Consider the following 20,383-nt stretch of genomic DNA (forward strand, 5'->3'; position numbering starts at 1 on the left):
GGTTCTCCTGGGCAGTCCGCCGCGGGCGTGGTGCCAGATGACAGCGCGATGCCGCCGCTCGGCCGACGGCACCTGGAGGGAACGACGTGGCAACGAGCAAGGGTCCGGACAAAGAGGCACGCGCAGCACGCGCACGACTGCGCGCCTACAACGCCCGGCGCACCGTGCACGAGCACCGCTCGAAGCGCCGCGTCCGCGACAACGTGATCGCCGCGGCGGCGCTCGTCGTCATCCTGGCCGGTGCCACGGCTGCGCAGGTGTTCTTCTTCGCCGGCGGTCCGGGCACCCCGGTCGCGACGCCCACGGCTTCCGCCGAGGCAGGGGCCTGCGGTGTCACCGGGGCCACGGACGGCGCGAACACCGGCGAGGTCCCCGCGAGCACCATCGCCGAGGACCGCGATTGGAGTGGTGAGATGACGATCAACGACGTCGTCATGAACCTCACCCTCGACGGCGCCTGCGCGCCGCAGGGCGTCTCCTCCTTCATCTCCCTCGCCCAATCCGGCTTCTACGACGGCGTCACCTGCCACCGCCTCACGACGAGCGGCATCTACGTCCTGCAGTGCGGCGACCCCGACGGCACCGGCACCGGTGGCCCCGGCTACAGCTACGGCCCGGTCGAGAACGCACCGACCGACGACGTCTACCCGGCCGGCACCATCGCCATGGCACGCCAGGGAGGGAACGGCTACAGCAACGGTTCGCAGTTCTTCCTCGTGTACCAGGACTCGACCATCCCGTCCGACGCCGCCGGCGGCTACACCGTGCTCGGTCAGATCACGAGCGGTCTCGACCAGCTCGTCTCGGGTGTCGTGTCCGGCGGCGTCGCAGACGGCAGCGGTGACGGTGCTCCAGCGGTCCCGGCCACCATCACCTCGGTGACGGTCCAGTAGCGCGTGCAGTAACCTGCACCAGACGGAACCGACCGGCGCAAGCGGTCGCCCCGAGCAGGACTCGGGGTAATAGGCTTGTGGATCGATCACGATCGCCACGAACGGCGGTCAACACACAGCAAGGGTGATGCGCGTGACCAGTCCAGAGATCGAACCGTGGGGCCGTGTCGACGACGACGGCACCGTCTACGTCCGTGAGGCCGACGGTGAACGAGCGGTCGGACAGTACCCCGACGGTTCCAAGGAGGAGGCGCTCGCGTACTTCGAGCGCAAGTTCACGGACCTCGCCGGACAGGTGACGCTCCTCGAGCAGCGCGCGAAGCGTGGTGCGCCGGCGACGGACGTCGCGAAGGCCGTGAAGTCGATCACCAAGCAGGTCGAGTCCGCCAACGCGGTCGGCAACCTCCAGGCGCTCCTGACCCGCCTCGCGGCGCTCGACGGCACCGTGAGCGAGCTGACCGAGGCGCAGAGCCAGGAGACCAAGGCAGCCCTCGAGGAAGCGGCACGTGCGCGTCTCGCGATCGTCGAGGAGGCTGAGCAGCTCGCGCAGCAGGATCCGGCACGGGTGCAGTGGAAGCAGACCTCGGCGCGACTCGACGAACTCTTCGCCGAGTGGCAGCGCCAGCAGCACGACGGTCCGCGCCTCGCGAAGAACGACGCCAACGACCTCTGGAAGCGCTTCCGGACGGCGCGCGCGACGATCGAGCAGCACCGTCGTGCGTTCTACACGGAGCTGGACTCGGTCCACAAGGAAGCACGCGCGATCAAGCAGAAGCTCGTCGAGCGCGCCGAGGCCCTCATCGCCAAGGGCGCCGAGGGCATCCCCGCCTACCGCAGTCTGCTCGACGAGTGGAAGGCCTCCCCGCGCGCCGGGAAGCGCCAGGATGACGCACTCTGGGCGAAGTTCAAGGCCGCGGGCGACGCGATCTACGGCGCGAAGGCCGAGATCGACGCGCGCGACAACGAGGAGTTCCAGGGCAACCTGGATTTGAAGCTCGCGGTGTTGGCGGATGCCGAGCCGATCCTGGCCGACACGAATCGGGACTCGGCGCGCAAGGCGCTCACCGACATCCAGCGTCGGTGGGACGAGATCGGCAAGGTCCCGCGCGAGCAGGTCCGCGTCGTCGAAGACCGTCTCCGCAAGATCGAGACCCACGTCAAGCAGCTCGAGGACGAGCACTGGAAGCGCAACAACCCCGAGACGAAGGCGCGTACCGAGGGGCTCGCGAGCCAGCTCGCCGACGCCATCGCCAAGCTCGAGGACGAGGTCGAGGCGGCACGAGCCTCGGGTGACGCCGACCGGCTCACCGCGGCCATCGAGGCGCTGGATGCACGCAAGGCGTGGCTCGGGGCGATCCGCTAGGCGGATCCGCTCCACCAACCGCGTGACGGTCGCGGTTCTCCACAGATCCGTCGACGATCCTCCTGCTGCCGGACGGCTACAGGAGGATCGTCGTATGTCCACGGCACTCCAGACGTCCTCCCCCATCGAGCCAGACTGCGCGACGGATCCCTAGGCCTCCACGAGCCGCCTCCCCGCCTACCTCCAGCCACCTGAGCTCTCCGTCGCCGAGCTCGCCGCCGCGCGGCTCGACGGCGAGCTCTTCGCCTTCGAAGACGGCTACTGCAGTGTCGACGAACCCGACACCGTCAGGCTGCGCGCGGCGGTCCTCGAACAGCTGCCCGGGCTGGCCGGCGCGGTCATCGCTGAGACGAGTGCCGCCTGGCTGCACGGCGCGGCGCTCATCGCGCCGAGGGTCCACACGGGCTTCGTGTCGATGGAACGGCGCAGCGCGCGTTCGCCCCGGTTGCGTCTGCGTCAGGTGTCACTCCGCCCCGACGACAGCGAGCGGTGTGGCGCACTGCGGGTCACGACCCCCACGCGCACGGTCGCGGATCTGGCACGGCGCACCGGGGCCGAAGCTGAGGAGGCCATGACGACGATCCGCAACTACTTCCTGCTCGGGCTCACCAGCCCTGAGGAGGTCGTCGCCTGGGTCCGCTCCGTCCCGCGGGTCCTCGGCGGCACACGGATCGTCCGTGTCGTGTCGAGTGCCACCGAGGTGATGCTCCCCGGCCTCGAGCCGACTCGGAGCGAACTGGCGTCCTGGTCGCTCCCGCTCAGCCGCCGTTGACCCGGTAGACGTCGTACACGGTGTCGATCCGCCGGACCGCGTTCAGCACCCGGTCGAGGTGGGTGGTGTCGCCCATCTCGAACACGAAGCGGCTGATGGCCAGGCGGTCGCTCGAGGTGTTCACCGTCGCCGACAGGATGTTGACGTGGTACTCGGACAGCACACGCGTCACATCCGACAACAGTCCAGCTCGATCGAGTGCCTCGACCTGGATCTGGACGAGGAACACGCTCTTCGACGACGGCGCCCACTCCACATCGATCATGCGCTCGGGCTCCTGCAGGAGGCCTTGGACGTTGTGGCAGTCCGAACGGTGGACGGAGACGCCGGAGCCCCGCGTGACGAACCCGACGATCTCATCACCCGGCACCGGGGTGCAGCACTTCGCGAGCTTGACCAGGATGTCGGGAGCACCGAGCACGAGGACCCCGGAGTCGCTGTTCTGCAGCCGCTCACGGCGGCTCCCGCGCACCGGGACGGTGTACTCGGCGTGCTCGCTGTCGGCGTCCTTCTGTAGAAGCGCAACCACCTTCTCGAGCACGGACTGCGTCGAGACGTGGCCCTCGCCGACGGCCGCGTAGAGCGCCGTGACGTCCTCGTAGCGCAGCTGCGCCGCGACCTCGGCGAACGAGTCCTGGTTCATGAGCTTCTGGAGCGGCAGGTTCTGCTTGCGCATCGCCCGCGCGATCGCGTCACGGCCCTGCTCGATGGCCTCGTCGCGTCGCTCCTTCGTGAACCACTGGCGGATCTTGTTCCGCGCCCGAGGGCTCTTGACGAAGTTCAACCAGTCCTGGCTCGGACCGGAATCGGGGTTCTTCGAGGTGAAGACCTCCACCACGTCGCCGGTGTTGAGCGAGCTCTCCAGCGGCACGAGCCGCCCGTTGACCCGAGCGCCCATCGTCCGGTGGCCGACCTCCGTGTGGACGGCGTAGGCGAAGTCCACCGGAGTCGCGCCGGCGGGCAGGCCGACGACACGCCCCTTCGGGGTGAAGACGTAGACCTCCTTCGCACCGATCTCGAACCGCAACGAGTCGAGGAACTCCCCCGGGTCCGCCGTCTCCGCCTGCCAGTCGGAGATGTGGGCGAGCCAGGCCATCGAGCTGTCGGGCTCGGCGGAGGACGCGGTCTTCCCGCTGTTCATCCGCTCCTTGTACTTCCAGTGCGCGGCGACACCGAACTCGGCCCGCTGGTGCATCTCGTTCGTACGGATCTGGATCTCGACGGGCTTCCCGCCCGGTCCGACGACGGTGGTGTGCAGCGACTGGTACAGGTTGAACTTCGGCGTGGCGATGTAGTCCTTGAAGCGCCCCGGGACGGGGGTCCACCGCGCGTGGATCGACCCGAGGACCGCGTAGCAGTCGCGGAGCGAGTTGACGAGGACACGGATGCCGACGAGGTCGTAGATGTCGTCGAACTCGCGGCCGCGGACGACCATCTTCTGGTAGATCGAGTAGTACTGCTTCGGACGACCGGCGACCTTGCCGCGGATCTTCTGCGCCTTGAGATCCTCGTTCACCGCGTCGATGACGTGCTGCACGTACTCCTCGCGCTGCGGCGTCCGCTGCTTGACGAGCGATTCGATCTCGGCGTAGAGCTTCGGGTACAACACGGCGAAGGACAGGTCTTCGAGCTCCCACTTGATCGCCTGGATCCCGAGGCGGTGCGCGAGCGGTGCGTAGATCTCAAGGGTCTCCGTGGCCTTCTTCGCCGCCTTCTCGGCCGGGACGAATCCCCAGGTCCGGGCGTTGTGCAGCCGGTCGGCGAGTTTGATGATGAGGACGCGGATGTCCTTCGACATCGCGACGATCATCTTCCGGACCGTCTCGGCCTGTGCGCTGTCGCCGTACTTGACCTTGTCGAGCTTCGTGACGCCGTCGACGAGCATGGCGACCTCGTCGCCGAAGTCCGCATGGAGTTGGTCGAGCGAGTAGTCGGTGTCCTCGACGGTGTCGTGGAGGAGGGCGGCGACGATCGTCTTCGGTCCGATGCCGAGGTCGGCCAGGATCTGGGAGACGGCGACCGGGTGCGTGATGTACGGCTCGCCGCTCTGGCGCTTCTGGCCGGAGTGGGCCCGCTCGGCGACCGTGTACGCACGTTCGATGAGCGCCAGGTCGGCCTTGGGATGGTGCTGCCGCACCGTCCGCATCAGGGTGTCGACGGCACCGGCCGGCTGCGCCTTCGAGAAGATCCGTGGGACGAGACGGCGCAGGGAGGCCGTCGAGGATGTCGTGGTGTCCGCCATCTCAGGCCTCCCTGCGCTCGTGCACGCGGTTGTCGGTCGCTGTCAGGGTCAACGCGCCAGCGGCGCGTCTGCTTCCGTGCGTTCGCCCTCGGCGTCATCCGAGGTCTGAGCGCGCTCGCGCGCCTGCAGCACGCGCTTGTCGTGCTTGGCGATGCGGGGCTCGTTGTGCCGGAAGTTCGCGTAGAGCGGTGCGGCGACGAAGATCGTCGAGTACGTGCCGACGAGGATACCGACGAGCAGAGCGAGCGAGATGTCGCGCAGCGTGTCGGCACCGAGGACGAAGGCACCGAAGAACAGGATCGCCGCGACCGGGAGCGCCGCCACCACGCCGGTGTTGATCGAGCGCACGAGGGTCTGGTTGACCGCGAGGTTGACCGACTCCCCGAACGTCCGGGCCGCGCCGTCGGCGTCGAGCGTCGTGTTCTCGCGAATCTTGTCGAATACCACGACGGTGTCGTACAGCGAGAACCCGAGGATGGTGAGGAAACCGATCATGGCGGCCGGCGTGATCTCCCAGCCCGTCGCGGCGTAGACACCGGCCGTGATGATGAGGTCGTGCATGAGGGAGAGCAGCGCGGCCGCGGACATCTTCCAGGTGCGGAAGTACAGGGCCATGAGGATCGCCGCGAGCACGAGGAACACGATGAGGCCGACGATCGCCTGCTTGGAGACGTCCTGACCCCATGACGGGCCGATGAACGAACTCGTGATGTCGGACTGTTCGACGCCGTAGGCCTCGGCCAAGGCAGCCGACACCTGCTGGGTGACCTTGTCGTTCTTCAGCTGGTCGGTCTGCACGCGGACCGAGTTGCCGCCGACGACGGTCACGTGGGTGGTCGCACCGCTGACCACGGACGCGACCGCGTCTTCAGCCAGCGTCTGATCGGTGCTCTTGACGTCGGCGATCTGGAACTGCGAACCGCCGCGGAACTCGATGCCGAAGTTGAATCCGCCCTTGACGACCGGGATCAACACCGAGAGGACGACCGCGATGATGGCGATCGTGTACCAGATCTTGCGCTTGCCGACGAAGTCGTAGGAGCGCTTCCCGGTGTAGAGCTCGTTTCCGAACCGTGCGAACGCACCCATCAGGAGTCCTTCCCATCGGTCGGCAGATCGTCTGCTCTGGTGTCGGAGCCGCCTCCGACGAGGGCGGCCTGCTTGCGCTCGGCGATCGTCTGGCGCTTGGCCGCCTCACGGCTGCTGGACGCGGCCTTGGCGCCGGGCACCGAGACGGGCTTCCGGAACTCTGCACGACCGCGGTAGATGGCGCCGAGCGCCGACGGGTCGAGCCCGGTGAACGGCTTGCCGCTGTTGAAGAGCTTCGTCTGGCCGAGGAGCTGCATCATCGGGTGGGTGAACAGCAGCACGACGATGACGTCGATGATCGTGGTCACGCCGAGGGTGAGGGCGAAGCCGCGGACGTTGCCGATCGCGAGGACGTACAGTACCACGGCGGACAGGAGGTTGACACCCTTCGCCGCGTAGATGGTGCGCTTGGCGCGTTTCCAGCCGGCTTCGACGGCGGACTCCAGACCGCGGCCGTCGCGGAGTTCGTCCTTGATGCGTTCGAAGTACACGATGAACGAGTCCGCGGTGAAACCGATGGCGACGATGAGGCCTGCTATCCCGGCGAGGGAGAGCCGGAAGCCCTGGCGCCAGGACATCAGCAGGATCACCACATAGGTGAGCACCGCTGCCGCGACGAGCGAGGCGATGGTCACGGTGCCGAGGAGCCGGTACTGGAACAGCGTGTAGATGACGACCAGGATGAGCCCGATCAGACCGGCGATGAGGCCGCTCTCCAGCTGCGTCGAACCGAGGGTCGCCGAGATGGTGTCCTGGCTCTGCACGACGAAGCTGATCGGCAGGGCGCCGAACTTGAGCTGGTCGGCGAGGGTCTTGGCGGACTCCTCGGTGAAGGAGCCGCTGATCTCCGGCTTGCCGTCCGAGATGACGGCGAGCGACTGCGGTGCGGAGATGACATTGCCGTCGAGCACGATCGCGAACTGGTTCTGCGGGCTCTGCAGCGAGGTCAGGCGGCCGGTGACGTCGGCGAAGAGCGCGGTGCCCTTCTCGTTGAAGACCGGGTACACCGCCCACTCGCCCGTGCTGGCACCCGACGACGTCGTCTTGATGCCGGCGCTCGCGTCGGACAGGTCTTCTCCGGAAACCTCGACCGGGCCGAGGACGTACTTGAAGGTGCCGTCGACGTCGCACGTGATGAGCGGCTCGGCAGCGGGCGCCGCGGTGGCGTCGAGCGAGTCCGCGTTCGCGGCGCAGTCGTAGGCCTGGAAGGCGGCGTACAGCGCGGGCGTCACCTGCGACAGGTCGCTCGCGTTCGTCGGCGACGCGGTCGGCGTGCTCTCGAGGCCCGGATCCGGCGTCGGATACGGGGTCGAGGCGCCGTCCTCACCGATGAAGGTGTTGGACGGCTGGCCGGGAGTCAGCTGCTGCGAGGTGAGGACCGGACGGAACTCGAGCTTCGCGGAGCTCTCGATGCGGTTCAGCGTCGCTTCGTCGGGGGTTCCCGGGATCGAGACGACGACGTTCTGACCCTGCGTCGTGATCTCCGCCTCCGACACGCCGGACGCGTCGACGCGCTGGCGGATGATCGCCACGGCCTGGTTCAGCTGCTCGTTGGAGACCGTCTGGCCGGACTCCAGCTTCGGCGCGAGGATGATCTGGGTGCCGCCCTCGAGGTCGAGGGCCAGCTTGGGCGCCCATGAGCTGTTCCCCCAGAGGACCCCGGCCGCGTTGATAGCGAACAAACCGATGAGGATTACGCCAAGCCAGGTGAGCGAACGCCACGCTTTCTTGACCGGAGTCGACTTTGCCAAACTCGGAACTCAGCTTTCTCTGCCGGCGGTGGCACGACGGCCACCACCCGGGAAGGGGTTGGGACTAGTCGTCGCTCTTCTGCGGCTTCGAGGTGTCCTCGACGCGCTGGCCGAATTCGGGCTTGGAGAGGTCGAGCGAGGAGGCGTCGTCGGGGATCGACTCGACGACGGGGGCCTCCTCGGCGGTCTCGGCGACCGTCGGTGCGACGACCGCACCCGCGTAGCGGGGGTCGATGGTGACGATGACGCCGGGGGCGATCTCGACATCGGCCTTGCGGGAGTCGCGGTCCATCGAGATGAGGGTGCCGTAGACACCGAAGCCGGTGAGCACCTCGGCGCCGGGGACGAGCTTCTGCTCCGTCACCGCGGCTTGCTTCTTCCGCTTGTTGTTGCTCACCATCATGAACACGATCATGACGCCGGCGAGGCCGAACAGGACGAGGGTCATTGCATCCACGATGGGAACCTTCCAGAGGAGATTGAGGGCGGGAGACGTTGGGAACGCACCGCCAAAGGGAAATTATAGGCCATCGAGGGTCGAGCCATGCTGAGAAGGTGTTCTGCCGAAGTGCCGCCAGGCGGCCGGCGTCGCCACGCGGCCCCGTGGCGTGCGCGTGATGAGGCCGATCCGGACGAGGAACGGCTCGACGACGGACTCGATCGTCTCCGCTTCCTCGCCGACCGAGACCGCGAGTGTGCTGAGCCCGACCGGGCCTCCGGCGAAGCGGTCGAGCATGCCTTCCATGACCGAACGGTCGAGTCGGTCGAGACCGAGGGCATCGACGTCGTAGAGCTCGAGAGCGGCACGCACGGTCTCCAGATCCGCGCGGCCACCGTGTACGAGCGCGTAGTCCCTGACCCGGCGGAGGAGTCGGTTGGCGATGCGCGGCGTACCCCGACAGCGTCCGGCGATCTCGGCGACGGCCCGACCGTCGATGTCGAGCCCGAGCATGTCGGCGGTGCGGTGCAGCACCTGCTGCAGTTCCGGCTCGTCGTAGAACTCGAGGTGGGCGGTGAACCCGAAGCGGTCGCGGAGCGGGTTCGGCAGCAGGCCGGACCGGGTGGTCGCCCCGACCAGGGTGAACGGCGCCAGCTCGAGGGGGATGCTCGTCGCGCCGGCACCCTTGCCCACCATGATGTCGATGCGGAAGTCCTCCATGGCGAGGTACAACATCTCCTCCGCAGGGCGGGCCATGCGGTGGATCTCGTCGATGAAGAGGACCTCACCCGGGGTCAGCGACGACAAAACCGCGGCGAGGTCGCCGGCGTGCTGGATGGCCGGACCGCTCGTGAGCCGGAGCGGTTTCCCCGTCTCGTGCGCGACGATCATCGCGAGGGTCGTCTTGCCGAGCCCAGGTGGGCCGGCCAGCAGGATGTGGTCTGGGGTGCGGTTCTGCATCCCGGCGGCCGTGATCAGGAGTTGCAACTGACCGCGCGCCTTTGACTGTCCGACGAACTCGGAGAGCGACCGCGGACGGAGCGCCCCCTCGAACGCCAGTTCCGCATCGGACTCGGAGGCTGGATTGGTGAGGTCTTCTGGAGCGTCCGTCACGAGGTACGGCCTCCGGCGTGCGCCGGGCCGAGTCTGCCGAGGGCCAGGCGGATGAGCGACGGCACGGTCGAGAGGTCGTCCGCACTCGCGGAGGCGGAGGCCTCGACGACCGCCTGCGTCGCCGTCTTCTCCGGCCAACCGAGCCCGATGAGCGCCGTCACGACCTGATCGGCGATCGCTGCCGCGTTCACGGTGGTCGCCGGAGCTTCAGGCGTCGTCCTGGTGACGCGGAGCTTTCCGGCGAGCGAGACGGTGATGAGCTTCGCCGTCTTCGGCCCGATCCCGGAGACCTTCCGGAACGGGGCGTCGTCGTCCGCGGAGATGGCGGCGGCGATCTGCTCCGGCGTCAGCGCCTCCAGGACGCCGAGTGCCGACTTCGGGCCGACCCCGGTGACGCTCACCAGGAGCTCGAACACGGACAGCTCCTCGGCGGATCGGAACCCGAACAGGGAGAGCGAGTCCTCCCGCACGATCAGTGTCGTCGAGAGGAGTGCTTCGGTGCCGACCCGGAGTGAGAGGGCATGGGCCGGCGTGACCTGGACGGCGAATCCGACGCCGCCCACCTCGATCACGACGAGGTTGCCGACCGCGCTCAGGACGGTGCCGCGGAGGGAGGAGATCATGCTTCCAGCCTAGGGCTCCGCGCTGCCCGGGCCCGGACGGCCGCCTCGCGCGGAGCGCCGCCGCGTTCCGCAGCCGCCCACGCACGCTGGGCCGGGGTGAGTGCTCCACTCCCCTGCGGAGGTGCGCCGACGGGTGTCGCCGCAGTCGACACGACTGGTCGCCAGGCGTGGCAGATCGCGAGCGCGAGCGCATCTGCGGCGTCCGCGGGCTTCGGGAGTTCGTCAAGACCGAGGATCCGCGCGACCATGGTCTGCACCTGGAGCTTGTCCGCCCGGCCGTAGCCGGTCACCGCGGCCTTGACCTCGCTCGGGGTGTGCAGGCCGACGGGGATCCCGTTCGCGGCCGCAGCGTGCAGGGCGAGCCCACTCGCCTGAGCGGTGCCCATGACCGTCCGGACGTTGTGTTGCGCGAACACCCGCTCGACGGCCATCGCGGTCGGCGAGGTGCGCTCGATCGCCTCGGCGATGCCCTGCGCGATCATGAGGAGTCGCTGCTCGAGTGGGGCGTGCGCATCCGTCCGGATGACGCCGTACTCGACCATCGTGGCCTGCCGACCCGGCAGGACGTCGACGACCCCCACCCCGCATCGGGTCAGGCCGGGATCGATGCCGAGGACGCGCAGAGTCATGCTCCGACCCTAAGCGCGGGCGATGCGCCCAGCACTCCGCGAGGACGGAGTGTCGTACATCCGTTCGAACGAGCTCCGCTCGGCACGGACGCCGGACTACTCGTCGTCGGCCTCCAACTCGGCCTGCACCTCGGGGGTGAGGTCGAAGTTGCTGTAGATGTTCTGGACGTCGTCGTTGTCCTCGAGGGCGTCGATGAGCTTGAAGACCTTGCGCGCCGTGTCGGCGTCGATCTCGACCTTGAGGTTCGGGACGAAGGCGACGTCGGCGGAGTCGTAGTCGATACCGGCCTCTTGCAGGGCGGTCCGGGTCGCGACCATGTCGCTCGGCTCGGTGACGACCTCGAAGGTTTCGCCCTCGGTGTTCACCTCTTCTGCGCCGGCATCGAGGACGGCGCCGAGGACGTCGTCCTCGGTGGTGCCCTCGGCCTGGACGACGATGAGGCCCTTGCGCTGGAAGTTGTAAGCGACGGAGCCAGGGTCGGCCATGGTGCCGCCGTTGCGGGACATCAGCGTCCGGACATCGGCTGCTGCACGGTTCTTGTTGTCGGTGAGGCACTCGACGAGCAGGGCGACGCCGTTCGGCCCGTAGCCCTCGTACATGATCGTGGTGTAGTCGACGACCTCACCGGTGAGGCCGGCACCGCGCTTGACGGCGCGGTCGATGTTGTCGTTCGGGACCGAGGTCTTCTTCGCCTTCTGGATGGCGTCCTGCAGCGTCGGGTTGCCCGCGAGGTCTGCGCCGCCCATCTTGGCCGCGACCTCGATGTTCTTGATGAGCTTGGCGAACGACTTCGCGCGACGGCCGTCGATGACCGCCTTCTTGTGCTTGGTCGTCGCCCACTTGGAGTGTCCGGACATGTGCTCCCTAACTGCGTGAAAAGAACCTGACCAGTCTAGGCCAGCGGCCCGGAACTCGCGATCACGCCGGGACGGGCCGCGGGACCGGGCGCCAGCGCTTCAGCGGGATCGCTCGACCTTGTCGAGGAAGTAGGCGTGGAAACGGGTGTCGCCGGTGACCTCGGGGTGGAAGGACGTGCCGAGGAGGTTCCCCTGCTCGACGGCGACCATCCGACCGTCGGGCAGCGAGGCGAGGGGTGTCACCGCCGGACCGGCGGCTTCGACCACCGGTGCGCGGATGAACACGGCGTGCACGGGCGGTTCGCCGAGGACCGGGATCGACAGGTCCGTCTCGAAGGAGTCGAGCTGCGACCCGAAGGCGTTGCGCCGGACGGAGACGTCGAGCCCGCCGAGACTCTGCTGGCCGGCGATCCCGTCGAGGATCCGGTCGGCCAGGAGGATGAGCCCGGCGCAGGTGCCGTACACGGGCAACCCGGCGGTGATCGCTTCGCGCAACGGTCCGGCGAGGTCGAAGGAGCGCGCGAGCTTGTCCATCACGCTCGACTCCCCGCCGGGGAGGACGAGTCCGTCGATGCCGGTCAGTTCCGAGGGGCGCCTGATGAGGCTGACGTCCGCCCCGAGGCCGGTGAGGACGGCCGCATGCTCGCGGAAGTCCCCTTGCAGGGCGAGGACGCCGACGCGTGCCGACGCGGTCACGACGTCACCTGGTTCAGGGCGGACGCGGGGCTACCAGCCACGCTCGGCGAGGCGGTGCGGTGCCGCGAGGTCGGCGACGTTGATGCCGACCATCGCCTCACCGAGACCACGGGACACCTCGGCGATGACCTGAGGGTCGTCGAAGAAGGTCGTCGCCTTGACGACGGCCGCCGCCCGCTGAGCCGGGTTGCCGGACTTGAAGATGCCGGATCCGACGAACACGCCGTCGGCACCCAGCTGCATCATCATCGCGGCGTCGGCCGGCGTCGCCACACCCCCGGCGGTGAACAACACGACCGGGAGCTTGCCGGTCTCGGCGATCTCCACGACGAGGTCGTACGGGGCCTGGAGCTCCTTCGCCGCGACGTACAGCTCGTCCTTCGACATCGACGACAGGTGCGCGATCTCGGAGCGGATCTTGCGGATGTGCTTCGTCGCCTCGGACACGTCGCCGGTGCCGGCCTCACCCTTCGAGCGGATCATCGCGGCACCCTCGTTGATACGCCGCAGCGCCTCTCCCAGGTTGGTGGCGCCGCACACGAACGGCACGTCGAAGCCCCACTTGTCGATGTGGTTCACGTAGTCGGCCGGGCTCAGGACCTCGGACTCGTCGATGTAGTCGACGTCGAGCGCCTGGAGGACCTGGGCTTCGACGAAGTGTCCGATGCGAGCCTTCGCCATGACGGGGATGGACACCTCGGCGATGATCGATTCGATGAGGTCCGGATCGCTCATGCGAGCGACGCCGCCCTGGGACCGGATGTCCGCCGGGACGCGCTCGAGGGCCATCACGGCGACGGCCCCGGCGTCCTCCGCGATACGGGCCTGCTCGGCGGTGACGACGTCCATGATGACGCCGCCCTTGAGCATCTCCGCGAGTCCGCGCTTCACGCGGTTCGAGCCGTGCTGTCCAGTGGTCGTGCTGCTCTCGGTCATGATGGCGAGCGTACCGCCGGGTGGCCTGACGGTGCTCCGTCCACAGGCCGGAAATTGGACTTGGGTGGACCGGTCCAGATGGATCGGCCGACGACGGATCAGGCCGAGGTCGGCCAGGCGTCCGCGATCGCCTGTCGGACATCGCCGAGCAGCTGCGGGAGCGCCTTGGTCTGGGCGATGATCGGGAAGAAGTTGGCGTCCGTCGCCCAGCGCGGCACGATGTGCTGGTGCAGGTGCGCCGCGATCCCGGCGCCGGCCACGGCACCCTGGTTCATGCCGAGGTTGAAGCCGTCGTTCCTCGAGACGGACCGGACGACCCGCATCGCCGTCTGCGTCAGGGCACCGATCTCGGCGACCTCCTCCGCCGTCGCGTCGTCGTACATCGCGACGTGGCGGTACGGGCAGACGAGCAGGTGCCCGGAGTTGTACGGGAAGAGGTTCAGCAGCACGAAGGCGTGCTCGCCCCGATGCACGATGAGCGCTGACTCGTCGTCGAGCGTCGGCGCGATACAGAACGGACAACCGTCGTCGGATGGCTGGCCCTGCTTGATGTAGACCATCCGGTGGGGCGTCCAGAGACGCTGGAACGCGTCCGGGACGCCCACCAGGTGGGAGGTGTCGATCGACTCGAACGACTCCGGTTCGGTGCCCGGGGTCATGCCGGCAGATCCGCTGCGGTGTTCACCTGCAGTTTCGCGGCGATGGCGGCGCGGATTCGGCGCACAGCGTCGGCGACGGGGACACCGTTCTCCTGAGAGCCGTCGCGGAATCGGAAGCTCACCGCGCCGTTGGCCTGGTCCTCCTCGCCGACGATCAGCTGCAGCGGCGTCTTCGCCTTGGTGTGGTTGCGGATCTTCTTCTGCATCCGATCGTCGGAGGCGTCGAGTTCTGCACGGACCCCGGACGAGCGCAGCTCAGCGACGACTCCGCCGAGGAACTCCTCGTACTGCTCGGAGACGGGGATGCCGACGACCTGCACAGGGGCGAGCCACACCGGGAAGGCACCCGCGTAGTGCTCGAGCAGGATCGCGAAGAAGCGCTCGATCGAGCCGAGGAGTGCGCGGTGGATCATCGCCGGACGCTTGCGCGTGCCGTCCGCGGCCGTGTACTCCAGCTCGAACAACTCGGGCAGGTTGAAGTCGAGCTGCACGGTGGACAGCTGCCACGTCCGACCGATCGCGTCGCGCGCCTGCACCGAGATCTTCGGACCGTAGAAGGCTGCGCCAGCGGGGTCGAGGACGAGCTCGAGACCGGACTCGACCGCCACCTGCCGGAGGGTCTCGGTCGCTTCGTCCCAGACCTCGTCAGTGCCGACGTACTTGTCGGGGTCCTTCGTCGAGAGCTCCAGGTAGAAGTCGTCGAGACCGTAGCCGCGGAGGGTCTCCAGGACGAACTGCAGTTGGCGGCCGACCTCGTCCTTGACCTGGTCGTCGGTCACGTAGATGTGGGCGTCGTCCTGCGTGAGGCCACGGACGCGCGTGAGCCCGGAGAGGGTGCCGCTCTTCTCATACCGGTAGACCGTGCCGAACTCGGCGAGCCGCAGCGGCAGTTCGCGGTAGCTGCGCCCCCGAGCCCGGTAGATCAGGTTGTGCATCGGGCAGTTCATGGGCTTCAGGTAGTAGTCCTGCCCCTGGCGGGTGACGTGACCGTCGGCGTCGACCTCCTGATCGAGGTGCATCGCCGGGAACATGCCGTCCTTGTACCAGGCCAGGTGCTGGCTGACCTCGAACAGGTGCCCCTTCGTGATGTGCGGGGTGTTCACCAGCTCGTAGCCGGAAGCGAGCAGGCGCTCGCGCATGTAGTTCTCGATCTCGTTGCGGATGATGCCGCCCTTGGGGTGGAACACCGCGAGACCCGAGCCGATCTCCTCGGGGAAGCTGAAGAGGTCGAGCTCGGCACCGAGCTTGCGGTGGTCGCGCTTGGCCGCCTCCTCGATCCGCGTCTGGTAGGCGCGCAGCTCATCCTTGGTCGCCCAAGCGGTGCCGTAGATCCGCTGCAGCTGCGGGTTCTTCTCGCTCCCCCGCCAGTACGCCGCGGCGAGACGCGTCAGGGCCCAGCCGTTGCCGATCATGCGCGTGTTCGGCAGGTGTGGACCGCGGCAGAGGTCCTTCCAGACCGTCTCCCCCGTCTTCGGGTCGACGTTGTCGTAGATGGTCAGCTCCGCGCCGCCCACCTCGACGTTCTCGTCATCGGCTGCCGATCCGCCCTTGAGGCCGATCAGCTCGAGCTTGTAGGGCTCCCCCGCGAGCTCCTCGCGAGCCTCGTCTTCGGTGACGACGCGTCGCACGAAGCGCTGGCCCTGGCGGATGATGCGGTCCATCGTCTTCTGCAGCACCTTGAGCGCCTCAGGCGTGAACGGTGCGGCGACGTCGAAGTCGTAGTAGAAGCCGTCGGTGACCGGCGGGCCGATGCCGAGGTTCGCGTGCGGGTCGACCTGCTGCACGGCCTGCGCGAGCACGTGGGCTGCGGAGTGGCGGAGGATGTTGAGACCGTCGGGCGAGTCGAGGTGCACCGGCTCGACGGTGTCCGTCTCCGTCACCGTGGCGGCGAGGTCCTTCAGTTCGCCGTTGACGCGCATGGCGACCACGGATCGGTCGGTGAACAGTGCGAACCCGTCACTCACGGATGATCTCTCTTTCTCAGGTGAAACCTTGGCCGTGCAAGCCTATCGTCGTCCACGACGAGGAGACGCTGCCGTCGGTCGGCGGCCGTGGTTCGTGCTCGGCCGCATCGCTAGAGTGAAGGCCTACGACGTGACGGGGGTGGCGCTGATGACGGCTGTGCAGAGGAGCGGGGCTGCGACGGCGCTGTTCGCCGCGCTGCCCGTGGTCGCGCTCGTGCACATCATCGCCCTCGCCTCCGGTCAGGAATGGCTGTCGCTCCTCACCAAGCCGTTCATCATGCTGGTCCTCGCGCTGGCGCTCGTGTGGTCGGTTCGACGACTTTCGGCCGCTGCGGTCACGGCGCTCGTCGCGATCCTCTGCAGCTGGCTGGGCGACGTCGCCCTCATGGTTCCGGGCGAACTCGCGTTCGGCGTGGGGATCCTGTTCTTCATGCTCGCTCAGGCCGGCTATGTGGTGCTCTTCGTGCGGCATCTGCGCATCAGGAACCGTCCGCCGGTCTGGGCGCTCGTGTACCTGGTGTGGCTCGTCGCCGGCATCGCGCTCCTCAGTCAGCAGGACATGGGGGCGCTGTATCCAGCGGTCGTCGTCTATGCCGTCGTGATCGGGGCCATGGCGGCGTCTTCCACGATGACGACGCCGACGATCGCCGTGGGCGGTGCGCTGTTCCTGGTCTCCGACTCGTTGATCGGGCTCGACCGCTTCGTGCCGGCGGTGACGATCTGGGCGGCAGACGAGATCATCATGGCGACGTACGCCGCGGGCCAAGGCCTCATCGTGTGGGGCGTCGCGGAGGTCCTGCGTCGCCGAGAGCGGGCGGTCCTCGCCGTTTGAACGGACGTCCGGGCGTGCGACGGGTGGTCTGCGCAAGAGGTGGTCTGTGCAACGACGAAGGGCCCGAGCTGTTCGCTCGGGCCCTTCGTGTTCCTGTGGGCGATACTGGGATCGAACCAGTGACCTCTTCCGTGTCAGGGAAGCGCGCTACCGCTGCGCCAATCGCCCAGGTGAGTGGTGTTGCCAGCGAGGTGGCGACGGGATTCGAACCCGTGTGGACGGCTTTGCAGGCCGCTGCCTAGCCTCTCGGCCACGCCACCACGTGTGATGAAACACACTGTCGAGCGGAACGCTTGCACGTTCTCACTGACACTCGAGCGGATGACGAGATTCGAACTCGCGACCCTCACCTTGGCAAGGTGATGCGCTACCACTGCGCCACATCCGCATTGCATCCCGTTTCCGGGTGCTTGGAAACTCTAGCCGATGTTGAGGGCGCTCGTTGACACCTCGGCGCGGGCGAGTCGGCCCAACCCTTGATGTTCCGCGGAAAATCGGGCCGAAATTCCGTCTTCCTCGGCGCGTCGGCCAGGCGGGGGTGGCTGGGCAGTGGGTGGAGCCACTCACCGGCGCGCCTGCTGGCTCCAGTCGTCGTTCGCATCGGCGAGGTGCGGGTAGATCTGGAGCATCCGAATCGGCTCCACCTCCCAGACATCGTCGTCCCAGGTGCGCCGGCCGTCGCCGTCAGGGTGGTACTCCGGGTGATCGCGGAGCCGTTCCTCGGCGTTCGATGCCGCGATGGCCCGCCGCGTGTGTTCCGAGAGTGGGCGGATCGCCCCGGCGTCCGCGAGCCACTGGACAACGGAGTCCATCACCGCCGGCATCGCCCCCATGCCCCTCGAGTCGTCCATCAGGGAGGAGTGCGTCCGATCGGGCATGACGAGCCAACCGTTGGTGTCGGGCGTGTCACCGCGGCTGGCGACCTGTCGTCCCCACGCTCTGGCCTCGACGATCTCACGGAGGAGGTACTGCTCGCACTGGGCGAACGCCACCCGGCCCGACCGGCTGAGCGCCGGGTACGGGACGGCGGCGTGGCCCGGGTCCGTGGGATGCCGTCGCGGTTTCGCGTTGCTCGACCGCCACCAATCGCCGATGCGGCTCATGCCACACGTCCGTCGCGCCATGGCGACGAGCGCCGCTGCGGCCCGGTGGTCTCCGCCATGACTCGCTGAAGCATGGTCCCCTTGCGTTGCCTGCACGTGCTCGAACGACGAAAGCCCCCGGGGGTCCGGGGGCTTTCTGTGGTGGGCGATACTGGGATCGAACCAGTGACCTCTTCCGTGTCAGGGAAGCGCGCTACCGCTGCGCCAATCGCCCGGGTGGCGTGTGTGAACACGACGCCGGGATGTTGCTGGTGGAACTGTGTTGCTGAGGTGAGGTGGCGACGGGATTCGAACCCGTGTGGACGGCTTTGCAGGCCGCTGCCTAGCCTCTCGGCCACGCCACCATGTGTGACCGAACACACTGCCGAGTAGGATTCCTGCCGGAACAACACCACTGACACTCGAGCGGATGACGAGATTCGAACTCGCGACCCTCACCTTGGCAAGGTGATGCGCTACCACTGCGCCACATCCGCATTGCCCGCATCACTGCGTGCTCGAACGACTCTAGCCGAAACCGGGACCGATGTTCAAACCGGCGCGTGTACTGGGTCGACAGCGGTGCGGATGTGCGTTCGTCCCCCGGCATCGGCTAGTATCGTGACTCGCGGCTGTTCGGCATCTCTCCGGTGCGGACGACCTGCGGGCGATTGGCGCAGTTGGTAGCGCGCTTCCTTCACACGGAAGAGGTCATCGGTTCGAGTCCGGTATCGCCCACATCATTTGCTCGTCGCCAGAGTCGCTCCATCTCCATGGCCGCGACTCACTCTGCGAGATCAGGCCGTTCCGGTCTGGCGGACCCGGTCCGGCGCGACGACTCCAGTGCATCACTCGGGAAGAAGTGTCGTTCGACGGGTGCACCGTCGGCGTGGGCCAGCGCTGCAGCGCGGATGTCGCGGTCGCGGCCGGTCAGACGCTGCGTCTCCTGTCGTCGGAACTCGCCCCACGACGGCACCATGAAGGTCTCCAACTGCACGTCGGACTCCTCGCCGCTCCGGTACAGGGCCCATCTCGAGGCACCGGTCCGGCGACGAGAGGACTCGACATGGCCCATGGCCTTCTGGAACGCCGCGAGCGAGTCGGGATGGACCGCGTAGGAGATCTGCACGAGGACCGGCCCGTCGGTCGGCTGTGGCTCGAACACGAGCGTGGGTGTGGGCCAGGACATCGAGATGCTGCGGTCGACGGTCCCTGTTCCGGGGAGCAGGGGCAGCACCCGCACACTGGCCGCCACCAGCAGGAGCAGGACGGCCGAAGCGCTGTAGGCGAGCGACGTCCCGAGCCACTGCGCCACGATGCCCCAGCCGGTCGAGCCGATGGCCATCGCCCCCATGAAGACGAGGATGTAGATCGACGCGCCACGCGATCGCACCCACTGCGGCAGGGTGAGCTGCAGGGCGGCGTTCAGCACGGTCAGCGTGCCGATCCAGGCCAGCCCCGCGAGGACCAGGAGCACCAGCGTCGGGACGACGGGCAGGACAGCCGCTGCGAGCGACCCCGTCGCGAAGAGGACCGCGCTCACCGCGATGACGAGGTTGTCTGAGAACCGACGGCGAGCGAGCGGCAGGGCGAAGATGCCCAGCACCGCGCCGACGCCGAGCGCGCCGAGCAGGACGCCGTAGCCGCTCGAGTCGAGTTGGAGTCGCTTCGCGGTGAGGGGCAGCAGCGCCCAGAGCGCGCTGGCCGGCAGGGCGAAGAGCGCGGAACGCAGCAGGATCCGGCGGACGAGGTGCGCGGACACGACGTACCGGACCCCCGCTCGCAGGGCCGCCCCGAACGGCTCGCGGTCGTCGAGACCGGTCTGCGCCGGCCGCTTCCACCAGATGAGGGCGATCACGGCCCCGACGAAGCTCAGCGCGTTGACACCGAACACGACGGGGGCTCCGAAGGCCGACAGGACGACGCCGGCCAGGGCGGGACCGACCGCGCGGGCTCCGTTCACGGTGACACCACCGAGCGCCGACGAAGCTGCGATCAGGTTGCGCGGCACGAGCTCCGGCTGGATCGCCTGCCATGCGGGTGAGGTCAGGGTGGAGGTGATGCCGAGCAGGAAGGTGAAGGCCAGGATCGTCCACGGCGACAGCGCGCCGATCCACGCCACGACGGTGAGTCCGGCCGCGAGGACCGCACTCGCCGCCGACCCCCAGATGAGCAGCCGTCGCCGGTCGAGCGAGTCGGCGAGGACCCCTGCCGGCAGGGCGACCAGGATGGCGGGCGCGAGGCTCGCGGTCTGCACGAGCGCGATGACCGCTGCGCCGGCTGCGGCCTCGACCAGGACCCACTGGGCCCCCACGGTCTGCATCCAGGTGCCGATGTTGCTCCCGAGCTGGGCGAACCACAGCACCCTGAAGGCGGTGATCGCCATGGGAGCCCATGCTGACGGTTGCGACGATGGAACTGCGGAGGGTGACGACATGGTCG

General features: G+C 68.1%; 18 protein-coding genes and 7 tRNA genes. 5 read left to right on the forward strand and 20 right to left on the reverse strand.

Going from position 1 to position 20,383, the window contains the following annotated elements:
* Window positions 1–86: 86 nt before the first annotated feature.
* The 3 genes from ACQG07_RS09095 (at window position 87) to ACQG07_RS09105 (ending at window position 3,028) form a co-directional block, all read left to right on the forward strand.
* On the forward strand, window positions 87–893 hold the full coding sequence (locus ACQG07_RS09095; RefSeq protein ID WP_079705920.1) for a peptidylprolyl isomerase: 807 nt from the start codon (window positions 87–89) through the stop codon (window positions 891–893).
* 133 nt (window positions 894–1,026) lie between these two features.
* Entirely contained in the window at window positions 1,027–2,256 is a 1,230-nt protein-coding gene (locus ACQG07_RS09100; RefSeq protein ID WP_369808437.1) for a DUF349 domain-containing protein, read from the forward strand.
* Window positions 2,257–2,827: 571 nt separating this feature from the next.
* Complete coding sequence (locus ACQG07_RS09105) at window positions 2,828–3,028, forward strand: hypothetical protein (RefSeq protein ID WP_426738063.1); 201 nt, start codon at window positions 2,828–2,830, stop codon at window positions 3,026–3,028.
* Here the strand turns inward: ACQG07_RS09105 and ACQG07_RS09110 are convergent.
* The 12 genes from ACQG07_RS09110 to thrS form a co-directional block, all read right to left on the reverse strand.
* Window positions 3,015–5,270, reverse strand: a complete 2,256-nt coding sequence (locus ACQG07_RS09110; RefSeq protein WP_079705918.1) for a RelA/SpoT family protein — start codon at window positions 5,268–5,270, stop codon at window positions 3,015–3,017. The two genes, ACQG07_RS09105 and ACQG07_RS09110, sit on opposite strands and share 14 nt — an antisense overlap.
* A 48-nt stretch (window positions 5,271–5,318) precedes the next feature.
* Entirely contained in the window at window positions 5,319–6,359 is a 1,041-nt protein-coding gene (secF, locus tag ACQG07_RS09115) for a protein translocase subunit SecF (protein ID WP_086473302.1), read from the reverse strand.
* Complete coding sequence (secD, locus tag ACQG07_RS09120) at window positions 6,359–8,110, reverse strand: protein translocase subunit SecD (protein ID WP_071260131.1); 1,752 nt, start codon at window positions 8,108–8,110, stop codon at window positions 6,359–6,361. Before secD ends, secF begins: the two co-directional genes overlap by 1 nt.
* A 64-nt stretch (window positions 8,111–8,174) precedes the next feature.
* Complete coding sequence (locus ACQG07_RS09125) at window positions 8,175–8,558, reverse strand: preprotein translocase subunit YajC (RefSeq protein WP_085510869.1); 384 nt, start codon at window positions 8,556–8,558, stop codon at window positions 8,175–8,177.
* A gap of 72 nt (window positions 8,559–8,630) precedes the next feature.
* Window positions 8,631–9,662 carry a Holliday junction branch migration DNA helicase RuvB gene (gene ruvB / locus ACQG07_RS09130; protein ID WP_426738064.1) on the reverse strand — a complete coding sequence of 344 codons (1,032 nt, stop codon included), beginning with the start codon at window positions 9,660–9,662 and terminating at the stop codon, window positions 8,631–8,633.
* Complete coding sequence (ruvA, locus tag ACQG07_RS09135; RefSeq protein WP_064293816.1) at window positions 9,659–10,285, reverse strand: Holliday junction branch migration protein RuvA; 627 nt, start codon at window positions 10,283–10,285, stop codon at window positions 9,659–9,661. Before ruvA ends, ruvB begins: the two co-directional genes overlap by 4 nt.
* Window positions 10,282–10,914 carry a crossover junction endodeoxyribonuclease RuvC gene (ruvC, locus tag ACQG07_RS09140; protein WP_064293815.1) on the reverse strand — a complete coding sequence of 211 codons (633 nt, stop codon included), beginning with the start codon at window positions 10,912–10,914 and terminating at the stop codon, window positions 10,282–10,284. The genes ruvA and ruvC overlap by 4 nt, the downstream gene beginning before the upstream one ends.
* A 96-nt stretch (window positions 10,915–11,010) precedes the next feature.
* Window positions 11,011–11,772: a YebC/PmpR family DNA-binding transcriptional regulator gene (locus ACQG07_RS09145; protein WP_079705914.1), complete on the reverse strand. Its 762-nt coding sequence runs from the start codon at window positions 11,770–11,772 to the stop codon at window positions 11,011–11,013.
* Between the two features lie 99 nt (window positions 11,773–11,871).
* On the reverse strand, window positions 11,872–12,468 hold the full coding sequence (pdxT, locus tag ACQG07_RS09150) for a pyridoxal 5'-phosphate synthase glutaminase subunit PdxT (protein WP_426738065.1): 597 nt from the start codon (window positions 12,466–12,468) through the stop codon (window positions 11,872–11,874).
* 30 nt (window positions 12,469–12,498) lie between these two features.
* The gene (pdxS, locus tag ACQG07_RS09155) at window positions 12,499–13,404 is read right to left on the reverse strand and encodes a pyridoxal 5'-phosphate synthase lyase subunit PdxS (RefSeq protein WP_079705912.1); all 906 of its coding nucleotides are present in this window, start codon (window positions 13,402–13,404) and stop codon (window positions 12,499–12,501) included.
* 98 nt (window positions 13,405–13,502) lie between these two features.
* Window positions 13,503–14,063, reverse strand: coding sequence for an HIT family protein (locus ACQG07_RS09160; RefSeq protein WP_426738066.1), 561 nt, complete (start codon window positions 14,061–14,063; stop codon window positions 13,503–13,505).
* Complete coding sequence (gene thrS / locus ACQG07_RS09165) at window positions 14,060–15,982, reverse strand: threonine--tRNA ligase (RefSeq protein ID WP_236555581.1); 1,923 nt, start codon at window positions 15,980–15,982, stop codon at window positions 14,060–14,062. Before thrS ends, ACQG07_RS09160 begins: the two co-directional genes overlap by 4 nt.
* Window positions 15,983–16,175: 193 nt before the next feature.
* Between thrS and ACQG07_RS09170 the strand changes: the two genes are divergently transcribed.
* A complete protein-coding gene (locus ACQG07_RS09170; protein WP_161578516.1) occupies window positions 16,176–16,859 on the forward strand; it encodes a lysoplasmalogenase in 684 nt (227 codons plus the stop codon).
* Between the two features lie 96 nt (window positions 16,860–16,955).
* Here the strand turns inward: ACQG07_RS09170 and ACQG07_RS09175 are convergent.
* The 7 genes from ACQG07_RS09175 to ACQG07_RS09205 all read right to left on the reverse strand — a co-directional run bounded on the left by ACQG07_RS09175 (window position 16,956) and on the right by ACQG07_RS09205 (window position 18,438).
* Window positions 16,956–17,027, reverse strand: a tRNA-Val gene (locus tag ACQG07_RS09175).
* Between the two features lie 21 nt (window positions 17,028–17,048).
* Window positions 17,049–17,119 (reverse strand) — tRNA-Cys (locus ACQG07_RS09180).
* Window positions 17,120–17,175: 56 nt separating this feature from the next.
* Window positions 17,176–17,247: transfer RNA gene (locus ACQG07_RS09185), tRNA-Gly, on the reverse strand.
* Window positions 17,248–17,422: 175 nt separating this feature from the next.
* Window positions 17,423–17,962 (reverse strand): hypothetical protein, encoded by a 540-nt coding sequence (locus ACQG07_RS09190; RefSeq protein ID WP_426738067.1) that lies wholly within the window; start codon window positions 17,960–17,962, stop codon window positions 17,423–17,425.
* Between the two features lie 139 nt (window positions 17,963–18,101).
* A tRNA-Val gene (locus ACQG07_RS09195) sits at window positions 18,102–18,176 on the reverse strand.
* A gap of 59 nt (window positions 18,177–18,235) precedes the next feature.
* Window positions 18,236–18,306, reverse strand: a tRNA-Cys gene (locus ACQG07_RS09200).
* A 60-nt stretch (window positions 18,307–18,366) separates the two neighbouring features.
* A tRNA-Gly gene (locus ACQG07_RS09205) sits at window positions 18,367–18,438 on the reverse strand.
* 168 nt (window positions 18,439–18,606) lie between these two features.
* Between ACQG07_RS09205 and ACQG07_RS09210 the strand changes: the two genes are divergently transcribed.
* A tRNA-Val gene (locus ACQG07_RS09210) sits at window positions 18,607–18,679 on the forward strand.
* A 46-nt stretch (window positions 18,680–18,725) separates the two neighbouring features.
* Here the strand turns inward: ACQG07_RS09210 and ACQG07_RS09215 are convergent.
* Entirely contained in the window at window positions 18,726–20,378 is a 1,653-nt protein-coding gene (locus ACQG07_RS09215) for an MFS transporter (RefSeq protein WP_426738068.1), read from the reverse strand.
* Window positions 20,379–20,383: the final 5 nt, after the last annotated feature.

Source organism: Plantibacter sp. 2H11-2 (assembly GCF_050031945.1).
Lineage (GTDB): Bacteria > Actinomycetota > Actinomycetes > Actinomycetales > Microbacteriaceae > Plantibacter > Plantibacter auratus.